Source organism: Haloactinomyces albus, assembly GCF_031458135.1.
Taxonomy (GTDB): domain Bacteria; phylum Actinomycetota; class Actinomycetes; order Mycobacteriales; family Pseudonocardiaceae; genus Haloactinomyces; species Haloactinomyces albus.
In genome coordinates, this window is record NZ_JAVDXW010000001.1 from 2,621,561 (window position 1) to 2,638,280 (window position 16,720).

General features: G+C 67.8%; 19 protein-coding genes and 3 tRNA genes. 8 read left to right on the forward strand and 14 right to left on the reverse strand.

Translation table 11 applies throughout. The features are described from left to right. Positions 1 to 423: 423 nt before the first annotated feature. The 4 genes from JOF55_RS12335 (at position 424) to JOF55_RS12350 (ending at position 1,695) form a co-directional block, all read left to right on the forward strand. Positions 424 to 1,047 carry a ScbR family autoregulator-binding transcription factor gene (locus tag JOF55_RS12335; RefSeq protein WP_310273708.1) on the forward strand — a complete coding sequence of 208 codons (624 nt, stop codon included), beginning with the start codon at positions 424 to 426 and terminating at the stop codon, positions 1,045 to 1,047. A gap of 380 nt (positions 1,048 to 1,427) precedes the next feature. Then, positions 1,428 to 1,500: transfer RNA gene (locus JOF55_RS12340), tRNA-Glu, on the forward strand. A 15-nt stretch (positions 1,501 to 1,515) separates the two neighbouring features. Further along, positions 1,516 to 1,592 (forward strand) — tRNA-Asp (locus JOF55_RS12345). 29 nt (positions 1,593 to 1,621) lie between these two features. After that, positions 1,622 to 1,695: transfer RNA gene (locus JOF55_RS12350), tRNA-Phe, on the forward strand. A 134-nt stretch (positions 1,696 to 1,829) separates the two neighbouring features. On the opposite strand, the gene JOF55_RS12355 is transcribed toward JOF55_RS12350, so the two are convergent. Together JOF55_RS12355 and JOF55_RS12360 are read right to left on the reverse strand one after the other, a co-directional pair. After that, the gene (locus JOF55_RS12355) at positions 1,830 to 2,345 is read right to left on the reverse strand and encodes a GNAT family N-acetyltransferase (RefSeq protein WP_310273710.1); all 516 of its coding nucleotides are present in this window, start codon (positions 2,343 to 2,345) and stop codon (positions 1,830 to 1,832) included. After that, a complete protein-coding gene (locus tag JOF55_RS12360; RefSeq protein WP_310273712.1) occupies positions 2,342 to 2,476 on the reverse strand; it encodes a hypothetical protein in 135 nt (44 codons plus the stop codon). Before JOF55_RS12360 ends, JOF55_RS12355 begins: the two co-directional genes overlap by 4 nt. A 306-nt stretch (positions 2,477 to 2,782) precedes the next feature. Here JOF55_RS12360 and JOF55_RS12365 point away from each other — a divergent pair, with 306 nt between their 5' ends. Then, entirely contained in the window at positions 2,783 to 3,469 is a 687-nt protein-coding gene (locus JOF55_RS12365; RefSeq protein ID WP_310273714.1) for a DUF899 domain-containing protein, read from the forward strand. A gap of 141 nt (positions 3,470 to 3,610) precedes the next feature. Here the strand turns inward: JOF55_RS12365 and JOF55_RS12370 are convergent, their stop codons facing one another. The 3 genes from JOF55_RS12370 to JOF55_RS12380 form a co-directional block, all read right to left on the reverse strand. Beyond that, on the reverse strand, positions 3,611 to 4,534 hold the full coding sequence (locus JOF55_RS12370) for an RNA polymerase sigma-70 factor (RefSeq protein WP_310273716.1): 924 nt from the start codon (positions 4,532 to 4,534) through the stop codon (positions 3,611 to 3,613). After that, positions 4,531 to 5,448, reverse strand: a complete 918-nt coding sequence (locus tag JOF55_RS12375; protein WP_310273718.1) for an NAD-dependent epimerase/dehydratase family protein — start codon at positions 5,446 to 5,448, stop codon at positions 4,531 to 4,533. The genes JOF55_RS12370 and JOF55_RS12375 overlap by 4 nt, the downstream gene beginning before the upstream one ends. Positions 5,449 to 5,727: 279 nt before the next feature. After that, the gene (locus tag JOF55_RS12380) at positions 5,728 to 6,045 is read right to left on the reverse strand and encodes a hypothetical protein (RefSeq protein ID WP_310273720.1); all 318 of its coding nucleotides are present in this window, start codon (positions 6,043 to 6,045) and stop codon (positions 5,728 to 5,730) included. A gap of 79 nt (positions 6,046 to 6,124) precedes the next feature. On the opposite strand from JOF55_RS12380, the gene JOF55_RS12385 reads away from it, so the two are divergent. Continuing rightward, positions 6,125 to 7,066: a threonine/serine dehydratase gene (locus tag JOF55_RS12385; RefSeq protein WP_310273722.1), complete on the forward strand. Its 942-nt coding sequence runs from the start codon at positions 6,125 to 6,127 to the stop codon at positions 7,064 to 7,066. Here JOF55_RS12385 and JOF55_RS12390 read toward each other — a convergent pair. The 3 genes from JOF55_RS12390 to JOF55_RS12400 all read right to left on the reverse strand — a co-directional run bounded on the left by JOF55_RS12390 (position 7,050) and on the right by JOF55_RS12400 (position 8,872). After that, entirely contained in the window at positions 7,050 to 7,466 is a 417-nt protein-coding gene (locus tag JOF55_RS12390) for an acyl-CoA thioesterase (RefSeq protein ID WP_310273724.1), read from the reverse strand. The two genes, JOF55_RS12385 and JOF55_RS12390, sit on opposite strands and share 17 nt — an antisense overlap. 173 nt (positions 7,467 to 7,639) lie before the next feature. After that, positions 7,640 to 8,074 carry a DoxX family protein gene (locus JOF55_RS12395; RefSeq protein ID WP_310273726.1) on the reverse strand — a complete coding sequence of 145 codons (435 nt, stop codon included), beginning with the start codon at positions 8,072 to 8,074 and terminating at the stop codon, positions 7,640 to 7,642. 42 nt (positions 8,075 to 8,116) lie between these two features. Continuing rightward, the gene (locus tag JOF55_RS12400) at positions 8,117 to 8,872 is read right to left on the reverse strand and encodes a dioxygenase family protein (RefSeq protein ID WP_374727475.1); all 756 of its coding nucleotides are present in this window, start codon (positions 8,870 to 8,872) and stop codon (positions 8,117 to 8,119) included. A 121-nt stretch (positions 8,873 to 8,993) separates the two neighbouring features. Here JOF55_RS12400 and JOF55_RS12405 point away from each other — a divergent pair, with 121 nt between their 5' ends. Beyond that, the gene (locus JOF55_RS12405; protein WP_310273730.1) at positions 8,994 to 9,461 is read left to right on the forward strand and encodes a MarR family winged helix-turn-helix transcriptional regulator; all 468 of its coding nucleotides are present in this window, start codon (positions 8,994 to 8,996) and stop codon (positions 9,459 to 9,461) included. A gap of 15 nt (positions 9,462 to 9,476) precedes the next feature. Here the strand turns inward: JOF55_RS12405 and JOF55_RS12410 are convergent, their stop codons facing one another. The 5 genes from JOF55_RS12410 to yczE all read right to left on the reverse strand — a co-directional run bounded on the left by JOF55_RS12410 (position 9,477) and on the right by yczE (position 13,592). Then, the gene (locus JOF55_RS12410) at positions 9,477 to 10,214 is read right to left on the reverse strand and encodes a CHAP domain-containing protein (protein WP_310273732.1); all 738 of its coding nucleotides are present in this window, start codon (positions 10,212 to 10,214) and stop codon (positions 9,477 to 9,479) included. 220 nt (positions 10,215 to 10,434) lie between these two features. After that, positions 10,435 to 10,683 (reverse strand): DUF8847 domain-containing protein, encoded by a 249-nt coding sequence (locus JOF55_RS12415; protein WP_310278345.1) that lies wholly within the window; start codon positions 10,681 to 10,683, stop codon positions 10,435 to 10,437. A gap of 338 nt (positions 10,684 to 11,021) precedes the next feature. Then, entirely contained in the window at positions 11,022 to 12,050 is a 1,029-nt protein-coding gene (locus JOF55_RS12420; protein ID WP_310273734.1) for a magnesium and cobalt transport protein CorA, read from the reverse strand. Positions 12,051 to 12,114: 64 nt separating this feature from the next. Beyond that, the gene (locus JOF55_RS12425; protein ID WP_310273736.1) at positions 12,115 to 12,942 is read right to left on the reverse strand and encodes a protein phosphatase 2C domain-containing protein; all 828 of its coding nucleotides are present in this window, start codon (positions 12,940 to 12,942) and stop codon (positions 12,115 to 12,117) included. 8 nt (positions 12,943 to 12,950) lie between these two features. Further along, a complete protein-coding gene (gene yczE, locus JOF55_RS12430; protein WP_310273739.1) occupies positions 12,951 to 13,592 on the reverse strand; it encodes a membrane protein YczE in 642 nt (213 codons plus the stop codon). A 61-nt stretch (positions 13,593 to 13,653) separates the two neighbouring features. Here yczE and yczR point away from each other — a divergent pair, with 61 nt between their 5' ends. Then, entirely contained in the window at positions 13,654 to 15,099 is a 1,446-nt protein-coding gene (gene yczR / locus JOF55_RS12435) for a MocR-like transcription factor YczR (RefSeq protein ID WP_310273742.1), read from the forward strand. 293 nt (positions 15,100 to 15,392) lie between these two features. Here yczR and JOF55_RS12440 read toward each other — a convergent pair whose 3' ends face one another. Then, positions 15,393 to 16,511, reverse strand: coding sequence for a hypothetical protein (locus JOF55_RS12440; protein ID WP_310273744.1), 1,119 nt, complete (start codon positions 16,509 to 16,511; stop codon positions 15,393 to 15,395). Positions 16,512 to 16,720 lie beyond the last annotated feature (209 nt).

Below are 16,720 nucleotides of genomic sequence, written 5' to 3' on the forward strand. Positions count from 1 at the left end.
ATGCTCGGCCTGACACCGGACGAGAACGGAGAACCGCCGGTCGCGCGTTGAGGTGACTCTTCCTTCGAGGCGCACACCTCGGGTGAGACGTATCGAGGGAAGGCCGAGCCCGTCTCGACGGGGTCATCGAAAAAACGTACCGCCCGATTTCGTTTTCCTGGGCACAGGTCGTCGCGGCGCGGGCCATCGAGCAGCGATGACCGACTCGGTCGGAGCAGTCGGTCGGCTTCCGGTGCAGCAAGGCCGGTAGGTCCGGTCGCTGCCCGAAGCCGCCAATGGCCCGCCGGATAGTGGGCGGCAGAGGCTGCAAGATAACTTCCCGTGACGAAGTTGATCATCTGTTTGCGGATGGTGTCACTCGCGCGGGTGCCGGCGGCGCCGGTAGGGGTGCACTGTCCGTACGTCACCCGCCGGAGCCGAATCATGCCTCAGCAGCGTCGGGCGCAAGCCACCCGTCGTGCCATCGTCGTGGCTGCTGCCGAGGAGTTCGACGGTGCCGGATACGACGGCACGCCACTGAGCGCGATCCTGCGTCGAAGCGGTGTGACCAAAGGTGCCTTCTACTTCCATTTCGCCTCGAAGGAGGCTTTGGCGATCACGCTCGTCCGGTTGCAGGGGCAGCGCTGGCCGCGTCTGCGCCAGCGTTGGCTTCGGCGTGGCATCGACCCGCTGTCCATCGCGGTCGGGATGGTCGACGAGGCCAGTCGGCTCATCGAGAACGATGTGGTGATCCGGGCCGGGACCCGGCTGGCACGGGACCGCATCGGACGCGACCTGGCCGAGCACCGAGCCCTGACGGAGTGGGAACAGGTGCTCACCGATCTTCTGCAGCGCTCCGCCGACCGGGGCCTGCTGCGGTCGGGGGTGAATCCGGACGAGGTTGCCCGCGTGATCCATGCGGCGATGGTGGGAGTGCGGACGGTCGGTGCCGAGCGATCTCACGGGGCCGGGATAGCCGCGCGGGCCGCGGAAGTCTGGCGGGTCACGCTGCAGGGCATCGCCACTGCGGAATGGCTGCGAAGCAACCGGTTCCTGTCCACTCGCTGACACCCTCCGGCGTCCTTGCGCGCTCGTGTCGGTGCGGCGCTCGCCGAAGGATGCTGCGCGGTGTCGAGCGTCACACTCGCCGGTTCGAGGTGGGTTGCGGCCGTGGCCGAGGCCTGCCGAGGGTGTTGCCCGTGAGGCTTCGAGTCGTGGCGTGAACCCGCAACGATTTTAAATTCCCTGCTCAAAGCGGTACCATTGCAGCCAGGAGCGGCCGAGCACTCGGGTGTGCGGGCGCTGCGGAAGCCGTGTGCGGCTTTAAGGGACCCCCCGTTTGGGTGCCGCCGGAGGGATGTCGTAAGCTTTAACTGCTCCCAACGGGGCGCCCCCGAAAAAGGGAAAGCCGGTTGGAGGCAAGGCCGGGTCGGTTGCTGATCGGCCAAGCCCCCATCGTCTAGAGGCCTAGGACGCCGCCCTTTCAAGGCGGTAACGCGGGTTCGAATCCCGTTGGGGGTACGCACAACAAGACATGGCCCAGTGGCGCAGTTGGTTAGCGCGCCGCCCTGTCACGGCGGAGGTCGCGGGTTCGAGTCCCGTCTGGGTCGCCAAAGCGATCGGCCATGAGCCGGGCGCGAACGGCCAGGTAGCTCAGTTGGTACGAGCGTCCGCCTGAAAAGCGGAAGGTCGGCGGTTCGACCCCGCCCCTGGCCACGCACAAGACCAGCGAGAACGGCCCTCTCCGGACACGGCCGTTTCCGGTTGGTCAGTCCCAGTTCCCTGCTTGCTCTCTTCCTGATCGAGATCACGACCCCCGCACTCCGGAGCACCCGGCGTACGGATGAGGGTCAGTTCTCCTTGGGTTGCAGCGAAAGCTGCAGGAAATCGACGTCGGTGAAGCGTCCTTGCTTGCGTCCCACTCGCTGGAGCCGCCCCGCTGGTTGAAAGCCCGCTCTGAGGTGCAGCGCTCGTGACGGACGGCCCTCGTGATCGCCGTCGGCCACGAGGGCTATGACCTCCCGGATACTGCAGCCCCGTGCGTCATCGAGAAGGCGGGCGAGGAGTTGGCGGCCGAGGCCTGCACCGACGGCGTACGGGGCGAGGTAGATCGAGTTCTCGGCGGTGTGGGTGAAGGCGGGCTTGGCCAGCCAGGGCGTGAGCAGCGCGTAGCCCACGACGGCCCGGTCGTCGACGGCGACCAGGGTCGGGTAGCCCGACGCGGCAAGGTGATCCAGGCGCTGCTCCCAGTCCCGCGCGGTCGGAGGGTTGTCGACATCGACTGCGAGCACGGAATGCCGGACGTAGTGTCCGTAGATCGACTCGATGCTCGCTGCATCCGTCACGTGCGCCGGTCTGATGTTCACTCTCGCCTCCGTGGTCCCTTGCGGACCGTGTGCTCACCGGCCAGTGGATCACCCCGTACGGCAACGGCCTCGTGCTGATCGTCTGCACCATCGCGGTCGACCAGCGCCGGGTGTTCGTCCGTCCGGCTCATCGAACTGACACGTTAGCGCTAGCCGGAATTCTGTCTCGCAGTGGTTGGCTCGGCGAGAGGTTCGTCAGGGGGTCGTGCGACCGCGTCGTCGTAGCACGGCGGTCACGGAACCGCAGGCACCACCGGTGGTGACCGTGCCAACGGGAGACCGCCTCGGCGCTCGGCGCCTGCCGGCACGAAGAGCGCGTATCAGCCATCGAAGGCCACGCCGCGCGACTTGACCCGCACGGTGGAGTCCGGCCGATGAGTTTCGGCGCCAACGGGTGTCTGCCTTGGTGGACCCATCCGTAGTAGCGGGAGGATGCGATGACGACGCACGCGGTCGGGACGCGTGAACAGTGGCGAGCCGCCCACCAGCGGCAGCTGGCAAAGGAAAAGGAGCTGACCCGGTGGGCCACCGAGCTTGCCCGGCAGCGGCGGGAACTGCCCTGGGTGCCGGTCGACAAGCAGTACCGGTTCGACACCACGGCCGGCAGGCGCACGCTCGCCGAGCTGTTCGACGGACGCTCACAGCTGATCGTGCGACACTTCATGCACGGGCCGAACACCCCGCAGGGCTGCCCGGGTTGCACCTTCGAAACGGACAACCTGGTCGGCGCAGTGCCGCACCTGGCGCGCCGGGACGTGACGTTCCTGCTCTCCTCGCGCTCGCCGCTGCCGGTGCTCACCGCGTACAAGCAGCGGATGGGCTGGGACGTCGAGTGGGTGTCCTCCGGCGGCAGCGACTTCGACGCCGACTTCTTCGAGTACATGCACGTCCCGACGCCACGCCGGGACTACGGGTCGGGCAGCGGCAGCATGCTCGACGTGATGGAGCTGATGGCGCTGAGCTGCTTCGCGCTGGAGGACGGGGTCGTGTACCACACCTACTCGACCTACGATCGCGGCACCGAGGCGCTGAACGCGACCTGGCAGCTGCTGGACCGGGCGCCCAAAGGCCGCGGTGAGGACTTCTCCGACTGGCCGCGCAAGCGCGACGAATACCCCGCATAGAGGCTCGGAGGCACCCGGGCTGGCGACCCCGGTCAGCACCGAACCCCGGCCGCACGTACGGAAGGGATCGCTGACCGGACACCGACAGCTCGCCAGGAGAGTGCGGCGAACCCACGGACATGCCGAACTGAGTGCGCAGGGTCACTCGTTGGGGCGCCGAGCCTGATTCACCTCGCGTGCAACTGCCCACGCGTCCGCCACCGGCCCCAAGTGCCCGAGCTTGTCGGGACTGCTCACCGAGCGGATCGTCTGGATCCGCCCGCCGAGCACGTCGATCGTCAACGTGCTGACCACCTTGCCGCCCCGATCGCGAAGGATCGCGCCGGGCCGGCCGTTCACCTCGCGTGGCTCCACTCTCGCGTCGATCTTGGCGAGCACCGGGAAGATCGACGCGAGCACGCGTGCCACGTTGTCGGCGCCGATCACGCCCTTGGCGAACGCAGGCGCCTTGCCCCCTCCATCCCCGACCATCCGGACGTCTGCAGCAAGCAGCTCCCTCAGTCCGTCGACGTCGCCATCGCGGAGCGCGTCGAAAAAGCGCGTCGCCAGCTCCTCGCGTTCCCGGCGGTCCGCCTCGAACCGAGGGCGCCCGTCATCCATGTGGCGCCGCGCCCGGGCCGCGAGCTGGCGGCAGGCCGCCTCGGACCTACCGACGGCCGATGCGATCTCGGGAAAGCCGAACCCGAACACGTCCCGCAACACGAATACCGCCCGCTCGAGCGGGCTGAGCCGTTCGAGCAGCAACAGCGCCGCCATCGACAGCGAGTCGGCCAACTCGGCCGACCGCGCCGGATCCTCATAGGGATCGGTGAGTAGCGGTTCGGGGAGCCACGGCCCGACGTAGGCTTCCCGTCGAACGCGTGCCGATCGCAGCACGTCGATCGAAACCCGCGTGACCACGGCCGAGAGAAACGCTTTGGTCGACGTGGGTTGTGCCGGGGAGGACTCGTAGCGCAGCCAGGTCTCCTGGACCGCGTCCTCTGCTTCAGCAACGCTGCCGAGGAGGCGGTAGGCGATGGCGAACAGGAGCGGACGCAGCTCCTCGAACTCCTCGTCCCGAGTCATGCGAGTTCTTTCTTGAAGCCCTGTCGCCACGAGGGGTAACTCGGCTCCCAGCCGAGCTCCCGCTTGGCCTTGGCGTTGGAGAAGCCACGCCCCTCGGTCATCATGCCCACCATCATCTCGCCGGCCAGCAGCCGGGCCAGCCACGCCGGGACCCGCCGCGGCGGTTTGGCCCCGGCGCACTCCGCGAGATGGGGAAGCCACTCGCTGACCGGTGCGGGCTCGTCATCGACGATGTTGAACACACCTGTCACCTGCTGCTCCAACGCCAGGACGGTCGCGCTCGCGGCGTCGTCGACGTGCACCCACGAGAAATGGCCGGTACCACCCCCGACGAGCGGAAACATCCGCTTGCGCACGAACTTGACCTGATCGTCGTTGGCGCCAGCACCGTAGAAGCCGCCGTAGCGCAGCACCGCACCGCCGGCCCCGACGACCACGTCCTCGAGGTGGTTGATCGCCTTCGTCCCCTCTGCCACGACTTCCAGCGGGTCCTCCTCGGTCTTGACCCATCCGCCCGCACGGACTCCGTTCATGCTCGCGTGTCCCTGCGCGACGACATGGGAGACGCCGGTCGCCTCGGCAGCGGCCAGCAGATGGTCGGTCCCCTCGCTGCGGAGCCGGTTGGTGATGGCGAAGAAGCGGTCGGGCTTCCTCAGGTCGGGCTTGCCTGCGTGCGCCACGGACAGGCCCGTCATCTGATTCACGATCGCGTCCGGTCGGGCCGCGGCCACTGTCTCACCGACCGCGGCGCCGTCCAGCCCGTCCATCACAACGGCTTCGGCCCCCAGCCGCTCCAGCAGCCCCAACTTGCCCGCGCTCGTCGTCGTCGCGGTCACCTGGTGCCCACGGGCCACCAATTGCGGCACCAGAGACCGCCCGATGACCCCGGTCCCGCCTGCCACGAACACTCGCATACTGTCACGCTCCTCATCCGGTACCGGCCTCTCACCACTGAGACGAAACAGCCCGGCAGTCCGTGACATGCGAAACGGCTCCGCGAACGTTGCCGTGTCGGAACATCCTCGGACTGAACGGGAAACGCACGAATCTGTCGCGAAGTGTCCGTTATCCCAAAGGAGGACATCGATCCGGCTCGTGGGTGACGCGGTCGGGGGCGCCGAGGACGTGGCAGCGCATCCGCGAGCTCGTGTTCAGCGAATCCGTAGGCCCACACGAACGCTGCTCAGGTGTGGTCATGGTGGACGAACTGACGAGACTGCGGCTTCCAGGTGGGCTGCCAGCTGTTCCAAGTCCTGTGGTGATGCCCGCTCGGTAAACGAGCCCGCATGACCGAACCAGTAGTCCCAGACTTCGGTAACCACCTCGGCGGTTATCGTTCGGCTCTGGCTCGCGAGTCGCGCGAGATGCTCGGCTTCGGGCTCGTACTCGTCGTTCGGTGCGCCCAGGGCGAGCAGTCCCTCCGGATCGTGCTCGTTGAGCACCCGGAGCACGGTCTCCGTGGGCCGTCCGTCCTCCTCGTTCCCGTCTCCATTCCTGGCGCTGCCGCTCATCACCGCAGCATAGCGGGCTGTCGGCTCCGAGTGGAGGATCTCGTTGGCGCTCGTCTTCCGGGGAGGTCAGGCTGGTCGCATGATTACTCGTTCGCAGGTTCGGGCAGCTGCCGACCGCATCCATGGCCGCATTCGCAGGACTCCACTGGTCGAGGCCGATCCCGGGGCCTTCGCTCCGGCGGCGAAGGTGTGGCTCAAACTCGAACAACTCCAGCACACCGGCTCGTTCAAGGCTCGTGGTGCGGTCAACCGTCTCCTGTCCGGTGCCGAGGAGGGGCAGCTGACCGAGGCCGGGGTGGTGGCTGCTTCCGGTGGGAACGCCGGTCTCGCCGTTGCCCATGCCGCTGCGCAGCAGGGAGTGACCGCACGGGTGTATCTCCCGGGGAACGCACCTGCGGTGAAGGTGGCCAAGCTGGGCAAGCTCGGCGCGCATGTCGTGCAGGTCGGAGAGAAGTACGCCGACGCCTACGAGGCTGCCACCAAGCAGGCAGCCGAGACGGGTGCCCTGTTCTGCCATGCCTATGACCAACCCGACATCTGTGCGGGCCAGGGCACCCTCGGTGAGGAGTTGCTGGAGCAGACGCATGGTGAGCTCGACACGATCCTGCTCGCCGTCGGCGGTGGTGGACTCATGGCCGGTGTCGCGGCCGCCACCGAGGCCAGGGCGCGCGTCATCGGGGTCGAACCCCGAACGATTCCCACGCTCGGGACGGCCCTCGCCGCCGGTGAACCGGTCGACGTCGAGGTATCCGGCGTCGCCGCCGACTCGCTCGGTGCCACCCGTCTCGGAGACATTGCCTACGCCGTCGCCACTCGCGCCGGTGTGAATTCCGTCCTCGTCGATGACGAGGACATCATTGCGGCTCGCAAGCTGCTCTGGGATCAGCACCGCCTCGTCGTCGAGCACGGCACGGCCACCGCATGGGCCGCTCTGCTCACCGGTGCCTACCAGCCCGGCGAGGGCGAGCGCATCGCCGTCGTGCTGTGTGGCGCCAACACCGATGTCACCGACCTCGCGTAAGCGACTCGCGGACGTCGTCCGGTGGCGGTGTCGGTCGTAGAGTCCGTGTGTCGACCCATGCGTATCGGTTGGTGACCTCGGTGACCGGTTCCGTCCCGCGTCGGATCTCGAAGCGGAGGGTGAGCGAGGTGTTGCCGATCCGCTGGGTGAAGGCCGCCACGATGAGCTCGTCGTCGAAGTGGCACGCGGCGAGATAGCGCACGTTCGACTCGGCGACCACCAGATCGATGCCACGCTCGGTGAGCTTGGCATGCGAACCGAACAGCGCTTTCAGGTATTCGAAGCTGGCCATGTCCGCGTACGCGAGGTAGTGCGCGTTGAACACCACTCCCTGCGGGTCGCACTCGTGGAAGCGCACACGCAGGGGCATCCGCACGATCGGCTCGGGAGCGTCCGTCATGTCGCGAACGTACCGTTACCGGGACCGGGTGAATCCGGCCGGACACCGCGTGCCGAACACCGTGGATCCCGATGTATCCGGCGACGCCGGGAGGATCACCGGAGGAGGCCCCACCGAGCGCACGAGGGCCCGGCGAGGAGCGGTTTCCTCGCCGGGCCCGTCGAGATCGCTGCTCAGACCGTGGCGGGTTCTTCCCGACGTGATCCGCTGAGAGCGCGGTCGAGCGTGAGCGTGCCGCCGCTGAATCCGAGAGCCAGCGAGGCCACGGCGAGTACGAGCACGTATTCGTATCCACCGCCGGAGGCGAACAACCCATTACCGAGGTGGACGAGCAGCAGCGCACCCACCATGGTCGCGGCGAGCAGCACTCCGACGAGCGGAAGAGCCAGTCCTGCCAGCAGGGCGGCACCGCCGACGGTCTCGATCAGCGCGGTGGCCCAGGCCGACACGGTCGGTAGGGGGATTCCCATCCCGGCGAAGGAGGCGGCGGTGCCGTCGATCCCCCACTGGAGGAACTTCTGCAGGCCGTGCGCGATGAACACCACCCCCACGACGACCCGGGCCAGTAAGAGCACAAGGTCGCGGACCCCGCTCGGTAGCTGCGGCATCTGTTGTCTCCTTTCCTTGATATGCCGATCCGTCCGAAAAGATCATCCGAATTGCACGGAACGTTTGGCCAGTCCGTGCCAGAAACCGTCGATGGTGGTCTGCTGATTGTTCAGCTCGTCTTCAGCCGTGCCGAGGGTGACGAACAACGGGGCGAAGTGTTCGGTACTCGGGTGGGCGAGTTGTCCCGCGGGCGCCTTGTGCCGGAAGTCGAGGAGCGCGTCGACGTCGCAGCTCTGCAGGGCGCGGCTGCCCCAGTCATCGAACTCGATCGACCAGTTCGGGGTGGTGGGGGCGCTCAGAGCCCGGAGGTTGTGGGTGAAAAAGCCGCTGCCGACGATGAGCACTCCCTCGTCCCGCAGCGGTGCGAGGGTGCGACCGACGTGCAGGAGCTGCTGCGGCTGCAGGGTGGGCATGGATATCTGCAGTACGGGGATGTCGGCCTCGGGATACATCTCCACCAGCGGCACGTAGGCACCGTGGTCGAGCCCTCGATCGGGAAAGTCCTGCACCGGCATGTCCGGGCCGTGCAGCAAGGCACGCACTCGTGCGGCGAGTTCCGGGGCGCCCGGCGCGGGGTACTGGACCGTGTAGTACCGCTCGGGAAAACCCCAGAAGTCGTGGATCAGCGGAACCGTCGTGGTGGCGCCGACCGCCAGCGGTGCTTGCTCCCAGTGTGCGGAGACCATCAGGATCGCCTTCGGCCTGGGCAGGTTCCGGGACCATTCGGCGAGTTGCCGGGGCCAGACGGGATCGTCGGCCAGGGGCGGGGCGCCGTGGCTGAGGTAGAGGGCGGGCATGCGGTTCGGCGTACTGGTGGTCACGGTCGGTGCTCCGTCGAGCGACTAGTTCGAATTTGAACGATATTGCCCACGGTACAAGATGGTTCAAACTCGAACAACAACGCCTAGGATGGGGGGCATGACGGAACCAAGGTGGCTGGACTCGGAGGAAATGGCGGCCTGGTATGCCTTTCTCGAGGCGAGCCACCTGGTCGTGCGCCGCGTGGAGCAGCAACTTCGGGAGCAGGAGGGGCTGTCCCACCCGCAGTACGAGATCCTGGTCCGCTTGGCGGCCGAGCCGGCCGGGGAAATGCGGATGAGCGAACTGGCCGAGCACGTGGTGACCTCGAAGAGCGGGTTGACTTACCAGATCGGCCGGCTGGAGAAGGCGGGGCTGGTTCGGCGTCGCTCGTGCCCCGGCGATGACCGCGGCGTGTATGCCGTGCTCACCGAGGACGGGCACAACACACTTCGCCGGGCTGCGCCGGGCCACGTCGCCCTGGTCCGCTCGTCGCTGATCGACGTACTCGGCCGGGAGCAACTCGCGACGCTCGCCGCGGGGCTGAACGCAGTCACCCGCGAGCTCCGTGCGAAGGGGGAGGACTGACGGCAGCCGGAGCCGTTACCAGGGGTGTACACCGCCGTAGAAGGTCTCGGCGCTGAGCTCGTGCTCCTTGCGCATCACCCTGTCGGGGTTGTCCCCGGTATTGCCTTCGATCAGCGTGACGGTGTCGCCCTCGATCCGTTCGACCACGCCGATGTGCCTGCTGGAGGAGATGTTTTCCGGCCCGGTACCGAACAGCAGCACGTCGCCCGGCTTGGCGTTGCTCAGCTGGTCACTGCCGTACGCCTCCCCCTGGGCCTGCCCGGTCGTGTAGACGTCGCCGGTGAAGGCGAACTCCTCGTTCTCGACGTCCACGCCCGCCTTCTCCCAGGTCGACATGGCGAACAAGGCGCACCACGCCACGCAGCGATCGGAGTACTTCTGGCAGTTATCGCCCGTCTCCTCGGTACCGAGTCCCTGTCGTGCCGCTTGGACGATCTCCGCTTGAACGGTGCCTGCCTGTGCCGTGATGGCAGGCGCTGCGGCCATATCTCCTTCCAGGGTGCCGGATGAGGAAGGGGGCATGGTGGCGGCGGTGGCCACTGCCGCCACCGACAAGGTCACCGCGACACACAGCCCGGCGATGCCCCTCGGAACCCGGCGCGCAGCCGTGTCGTCGGGATGCTCACCTCGGTGGTGCAGCAGCGAGGACCACGCGGACTTGATGTTCGCGATGCCATGGCCGAACGGCGACCGCCGACGTCCGGTGGGGGAGCGACCTTCGGGGGAGGTCGTGTCGTCAGTGTCGTTCTGCATTTTTCCGGGGGTTTCCGTCTCGAGGATCGTTTCCTGCTCGAAAGGGCGCTCGCTCCGGCGGCCATCGGGGTCGGCCGCGCAGGCTCCTCGAGATATACCGTTCCGGCCACCGAGGGAAAGCGGGATATGTACGCATATGGGTACCTGAAAACGTGGTCCTGGCGTGCATTATCCCGGTGTGCATGGCCGCCCGACGTCCAGGCCGGGCGGCTCGGCGGGTTCATCCGCTCACGTGGTTCTCCGGCTGGACCGAATGCGAGTTCGTGTACTTGTACACCCACAGCCCCCGTCCCTTGCGGTGGTCCCGCTGATACCAGGCCACGTGCTGGGACTCTCCTGTCGCCGATTCCGTGCTGCTGTCCGGCGAGGGGACCGGTAGTGGTGACAGGGGGGAACCCTCGGCTCCGACCGGCAGGGTGATCTCGCGACCGTCCTCCGGGCCCCCGAACAGTTCGATCTGGACGTGCATGTTCACGGGTTGTGCCTCCCCGGCCTTACGGTGCCTCTGTATACATACTGACCAGTCATCCCGGATTTCCGTTCCACATGCCACCCGATCGGGGGAGCATTCCTGCGGCATGGAGCAGGAGTGCATGGCGGGACGAGGTTGTCACCACTGTCCTGTTGTCGCGCATACGCTCTCCCGACATATGGAGCGCCCCCGCGCTCAACCGGCCTGGGGGTCACCGGGAGTGCGGGGGCGCCGAGGTCCACCCCTGGGGGTCAGGTGGACGGCCACCAGGCTACTAGGTGGTACGGCAGATGTCTCTAGATGCAGAGAATTTTTTGATCAACTTTTCGTTCGCGCTACAGCCACCCGCGCCGCCGGAACACCACGTACAGCGCGACCGCGACGATCAGCATGAAACTCAGGGCCATCGGATAGCCCCATAGCTGGTCCAACGCGGGCATGTGGGTGAAGTTCATCCCGTAGACGGTTCCGACCACGGTCGGTGCGAACAGGATCGCGGCCCAGGATGAGATCCGCTTCATGTCCTCGTTCTGGGCCAGGCTCGTCTCGGTGAGGCGAGTCGCCTGCTCGCTCTGGCGTTGCGCGTGCAGGGACGCGTTGACGGAGAGGATCTCGGACAGCAGTTGCCGGTGCGATTCCACACGCTCGACCACGTCCGCCGCATGGTCGCGCACGTCGCGCAGGTTGCGCAGTATCTCCACATCGGCACCGTGCTGTTCGAGGCTCCTCTCCAGCGTGTCCAGGACTCCCAGCAGGGGCCGGCTCGCGCGCTGGAACTCGATGATCTCCCGGGACAGTCGATAGATCCGCTCCGACACGGCGGGTTCACCGCCGAAGACCTCGTTCTCGATCTCGTCGATGTCGTTCTGCAACCCACGTTCCACCGGCAGGAAGTCGTCGACCACGCGGTCCAGCAACGCGTACAACACCGACTCGGGACCGTGGCCGAGGAGTTCGGGCTCCCGCTCCAGCCGCTGCCGCACGGGTACGAGGTCGGGCTTCTCGGCGTGGCGGAGAGTGATGACGAAATCCGGGCCGACGAAGACGTGGATCTCTCCGGTCTCGATGTTCTCCTGCTCGTCGAGATACCGGGCCGGGCGCAGCACCATGAACCGGATGTCGCCGTAGCGGTCCAGCTTCGGCCGCTGGTGTGCGACGACGGCATCCTCCACCGCCAACGAGTGCAGCCCGAACTCCTCGGTGATCGAGGAGATTTCGTCCTCGTCCGGTCGGTACAACCCGATCCAGGCGAACCTGCCCGCACGCGACGGTGCCGCGCGCAGTTGTCGGTAGGTCTGTGCCAACGTGTCGAACTTCTGCTCTCGCAGGCCGTTCGCATAGATCGCGCTGTCGACCATCACCATGGCACTTCGTCCTCCGAGCAGGGATGTGGGAAGCGATCGTGTCCGCGTCCTCGACAGCCCATGGTCACGGTCGGAACCGGACCAGGGCCAGCGCCTGGTCGTCGTGTCGCTTCGGACGTGGCCACCGGCGGCCGTCCGGATCCGATCTCTCGGCGGCACGGACCCGATCGAGCACGGCTTGTGGCCCGCTGTCGCGCGCATGCTCGTACAGGGCCGACCAGTTCGGGTAGCTCCCGTAGTCGTCCACGCCGCAGGCCACTCCGTCGCTGGCCAGCACGGCCGCGTGCACGCTGCCGCGTGGCCAGGTGGCCCGCCTTGCCCGGTACGCGGCGGGTGGCTCGGCCTCGGCCACCCAGAAGCCGCCCTCGACATTGCGCCATCGTCCGGTCCGGTCGACGGCCGCCAGCAGCGCCTCGTCGTGCTCCTGCCCGAATCCACCCCCGGAGCGCAGCCGCCGCCGGTATCCGCCCTGTCCCTCGGAACGCAGGTTCTCCAACCGGTCGTCGGTCACCGGGTGCTCTCCGGAGTCGGTGAATACGACGACCGGGCTGTCGGCCAGGACCAGCGCTTCGACGGTGTCCGTATTCCAGCGCAGCAGGGCCACGGTGCTCGAAGGTGCACGGCCGGGACGAAGGCCGTGTGCTGCGGTGACCTCCGAGATGGACGCGGCCAGCAGGTCGGCGAGGTCCGTGTCTCCGTGCCCGCGCTCGGAGTGCACCGCGAGCCGGGGGCGCAGCGCCGCGGTGAGTCGGTCCGCGTACCAGCCGCCGGTGTGGGAGGTCGGCCGTAGTGACGTCGCTCCGTCGAGGACCGCCACGGCGTTCGGCAACGTGAGCACGACGTCCTCACTGCGTTCGGCGCCCGCCTGCTCTGCGACTTCGACGCTCGGCATGGGGCCGATTATCGGCTCCGCGGCCCGCGTACCGCCACGGCGGGCAGTGCGAGCTGGGTCAGAGGCCCGATGGCGAAGGCGAACAGCACTGTGCCGATCCCGACCGTGCCGCCGAGCAACCAGCCCGCCGCCAGGACGGAAATCTCGATGCCGGTGCGTACCAGGCGGATCGAGGAACCGGTTCGCTCGTGCAATCCGGTCATCAGTCCGTCGCGGGGACCCGGTCCCAGCCTCGCACCGACGTAGAGAGCGGTCGCCAGGGCGTTGAGCGCGACACCGCCGACCATCAACAGGATCCGTGCCCAGAGCGTGTTCGCGGGCGGGAGTACGGCCAGGGCGGTGTCGACCGAGACGGCGATGACGATGACATTGGCCACGGTGCCGATCCCGGGCCGCTGTCGGAGCGGAAACCAGGCCAGCAGCACGAGCCCACCGGTCAGCGCGGTGATCGCGCCGAAACTCCAGCTCGTCCGCGCGGCCAGCCCCTCGTGCAGCACATCCCACGGCGCCAGGCCCAGGTGGGCTCGCACCATCAGAGCCATGCTCGTCCCGAACAGCACCAGTCCGCCGATGAGCTGCACCAACCGGGAGGCGGGGCGCACGGTGATCGAAACAGGAGTTAGGTCCACTTTCGTCGCTGTCGAGCTCATGTGGCTGTTTCTATCGCGTATTGGTTTTTATCTCGATAGCCAATATGGAAGTATTGGACTGATGATGCAGTCCGGATCGCCCGCTCTGAAGGGCCACAAACTCGCGCGGCTTCTCGGGTCCTGGTCCACGGGACAGCGCCCTTCCTCCGGTGCTCTGTACCGTGCGGTGCGCCAGTCGGTCCTGGACGGACGGCTGCCACCGGGAACACGTCTGCCCGCCGAACGCGAGTTCGCGGAGGCCGTCGGCACCAGCCGAACCCTGGTCGCGAGTGCGCTGGAGCGGCTTCGTGCGGAGGGCCTCGTCGCGAGTCGGCGTGGTGCCGGATCGTGGGTGTCCCTGCCGGAGGGGGGAACCGAGGCGGGCTCGGGCGGATGGTTTCCTCCGGAACACGCGGAGACCATCAATTTCGCTCAGGCCACGCCTGCCGCACCTCCGGAGTTGGCCGAGGCGGTCGAGAACGCCCGAACTCGTTTCGCCGAACAGATCGGCGGGCACGGATACCAGCCGCATGGTCTGCACGCACTACGAGAACGGATCGCCGAGCGTTTCACCCGGCGCGGGCTACCGACGGGGCCGCACCAGGTGCTGGTCACCAACGGCGCGCAGCATGCATTCGCATTGACACTGCGGCTGCTGACCGCTCCGGGAGAGCGTGTGCTGGTCGAACATCCCACGTATCCGAACGCCCTGGAAGCGGTCCGGGCGGTCAACGCGGCCGCGCTGCCGGTTCCGATGGTCGACGGAGGTTGGGACCCGGAGTTGGTCGAGGCGACCCTGGCACAGGGGGCGCCCCGGTTGGCCTACCTCATCCCGGATTTCCAGAACCCCACCGGTGCCTTGATGAGCGGTGCGACGCGCGAACGGCTCGCGGCCGCGCTGCGACGCCACCGCACCACCGCAGTCGTGGACGAAACGCTGGTCGACATCGATCTGACGGCAGCCGCGGCCCCACCACCGATGGCCTCCTTCGCGGAAGAGCGCGTGATCACCATCGGGTCGGCCAGCAAGTCGTTCTGGGGTGGCCTCCGACTCGGCTGGGTCCGTGCCCCGGAGGAGTTCGTGCAACGCATGGTGATCGGCAGGGCCGCTGTGGATCTCGGCAGTCCGGTGTTCGAGCAGCTCGTGCTCGCCGAGCTTCTCGGCCGGGCGGATGCCATTCTCCGCTCGCGGCGCGTCGAGACGATCGAGCGCCGTGACGCGCTCGTCGCCGCCGTTCGCGAAAGCTGTCCACAATGGAGCATTCCGGTCCCGGACGGCGGCCTGGCCCTGTGGTGTCACCTGGGGCAGCCGGTCGGCAGCAGGCTTGCCGTGGCTGCCGAGCAGCACGGTGTGCGCCTGGCGTCCGGGTCGATGTTCGCGGTGCAGGGCTCCCTCGAGGACCGTGTGCGGCTGCCGTACACCCTGCCGATCGACCGGTTGCGAGCGGCCGTGTCGAAACTCGCGCTCGCGTGGACCGCCGTACACGGTGTGGGAGCCGATGATCCCTGGCGGAGTCCGATCACCTGATGAGCCACCCGCCGGCACGGCCCCTCGTCGTGCCGGAGGGTGGCTCCTCTCGAGGTGACCCCGGTGCCACAGGGGCATTGCGGCACCGGGGCCGGGGCACCGACATCGTCGGTAGCGGAAGTGGTGCCCCATCCGACCCGGCCGGGCGCAGACGGCGGGGTCGGAGCTGTGATGCCGAAAGAGGGGCTTGTGCGAAAAGTGTCCTACGGATGTGCGGATGGCACGGTGCCACGGCCGATGCTGCGCCAGGAGACTCACTCGGACGTGTGAAGGACGCGAGGCGAAAGCCCGGTTCAGTCGGGTGAGGCCGACGGTCCTTCCGGCACGATTCCGCTCGGCTGGACCGACGCCGGTGCGCTCGGCCCGGCGGGCACGGAATCGGGTGGGCTCAGGCCGTGTACCGCAACTGTCGAGGCTGTCTGCGCCCCGCCGGAACCGGCGTACGGATTCGTCGTGCACGCCGTGGAAGTGAGCGGAAGCGGGGCAGGCACCTGACGAGGCAGCGGGGAAGGTGCGGGCACGTTGTGTCCGGGCCTCTCTTCGCCCCTGTCGGCAGTGGCGCGGGGGCGGGGCTTCGGAGCGATGGCGTCCGGTTGCGCCCCTCGGCCTGCGACCGGCCTGCTGCTTTCGTGCTGCGGCACGTCCTCGGTGGATGCCGAGGTACTCCCGGGAGCGCGTACCGGGCCGGTACAGGCGACGTGATCCGGGGAAGGGGGATCGCACGGGAGCGGATGCGAAGAATCCGGGGTGTCGCCATCGGCGGTGCGGTCCGCGTCCGTTCGGTGCGGAGCGGCCACGGTGTGCAACCGGCCGGCAGCGCGGTGTTCGGCGATGTCCCGTTCCACGCGTTCGGCTGCGTCGGCCCGGCCCGGTTCGGCCCGGCCCGGTTCGGCCCGGCCCGGTTCGGCCCGGCCCGGTTCGGCCCGGCCCGGTTCGGCCCGGCCCGGTTCGGACAGGCCCGGTTCGGACAGGCCCGGTTCGGACAGGCCCGGTTCGGACAGGCCCGGCTCGGAAGTTCGGGAGCCGGATGCGGTGGCGGATTCTTCGTCCGGCGTGGGGTTCACCGGAGGGGCACTGCCTCGTGTTTGCTCGGAGCGCGTGGCGAGTACCTGCCGGACTTCGGCGGCTACCGTGCTCCGTTGATCTGGAACGCCTGCGGTTCTTGGTCGGTCGGGTGCTTGTAGGGCGAAGCGGCGGGACTCGATTCCGGTGGACGGCTCGATCGGCCCGATCGGTTCGAGCCGTGCCTCGAATTCACGCTGGTGTTCGAAGCGGGATGCCGGTTGGGCGGCGGAGGCGACCGCATACCCACCCAGCCAGGCTGCCGCCACGAGGCCCACGAGCAGTGCCATACGCGTGGCGAACAGGATCACGCGAGACCGGTCACCGCGCTGCGCGCAGGTACTGGTCATCGTCACCACCGCGTGCCGGACTCGGGCTTTGCGAGGTCATTTTCCCCCGCATCATGCCGCTCGGCAGCATCAGCGGCTGTTGATCACCCGGATAGGCGGCGATTAATACGGATAGTAATTTCTTCTTGCCGAACGTGTCCCCATGGGACGCTGTCTTCTCGACTGAGGAGGAGCCCGGTGTCGATCCATGGGCGATGCCGCGGACGTGC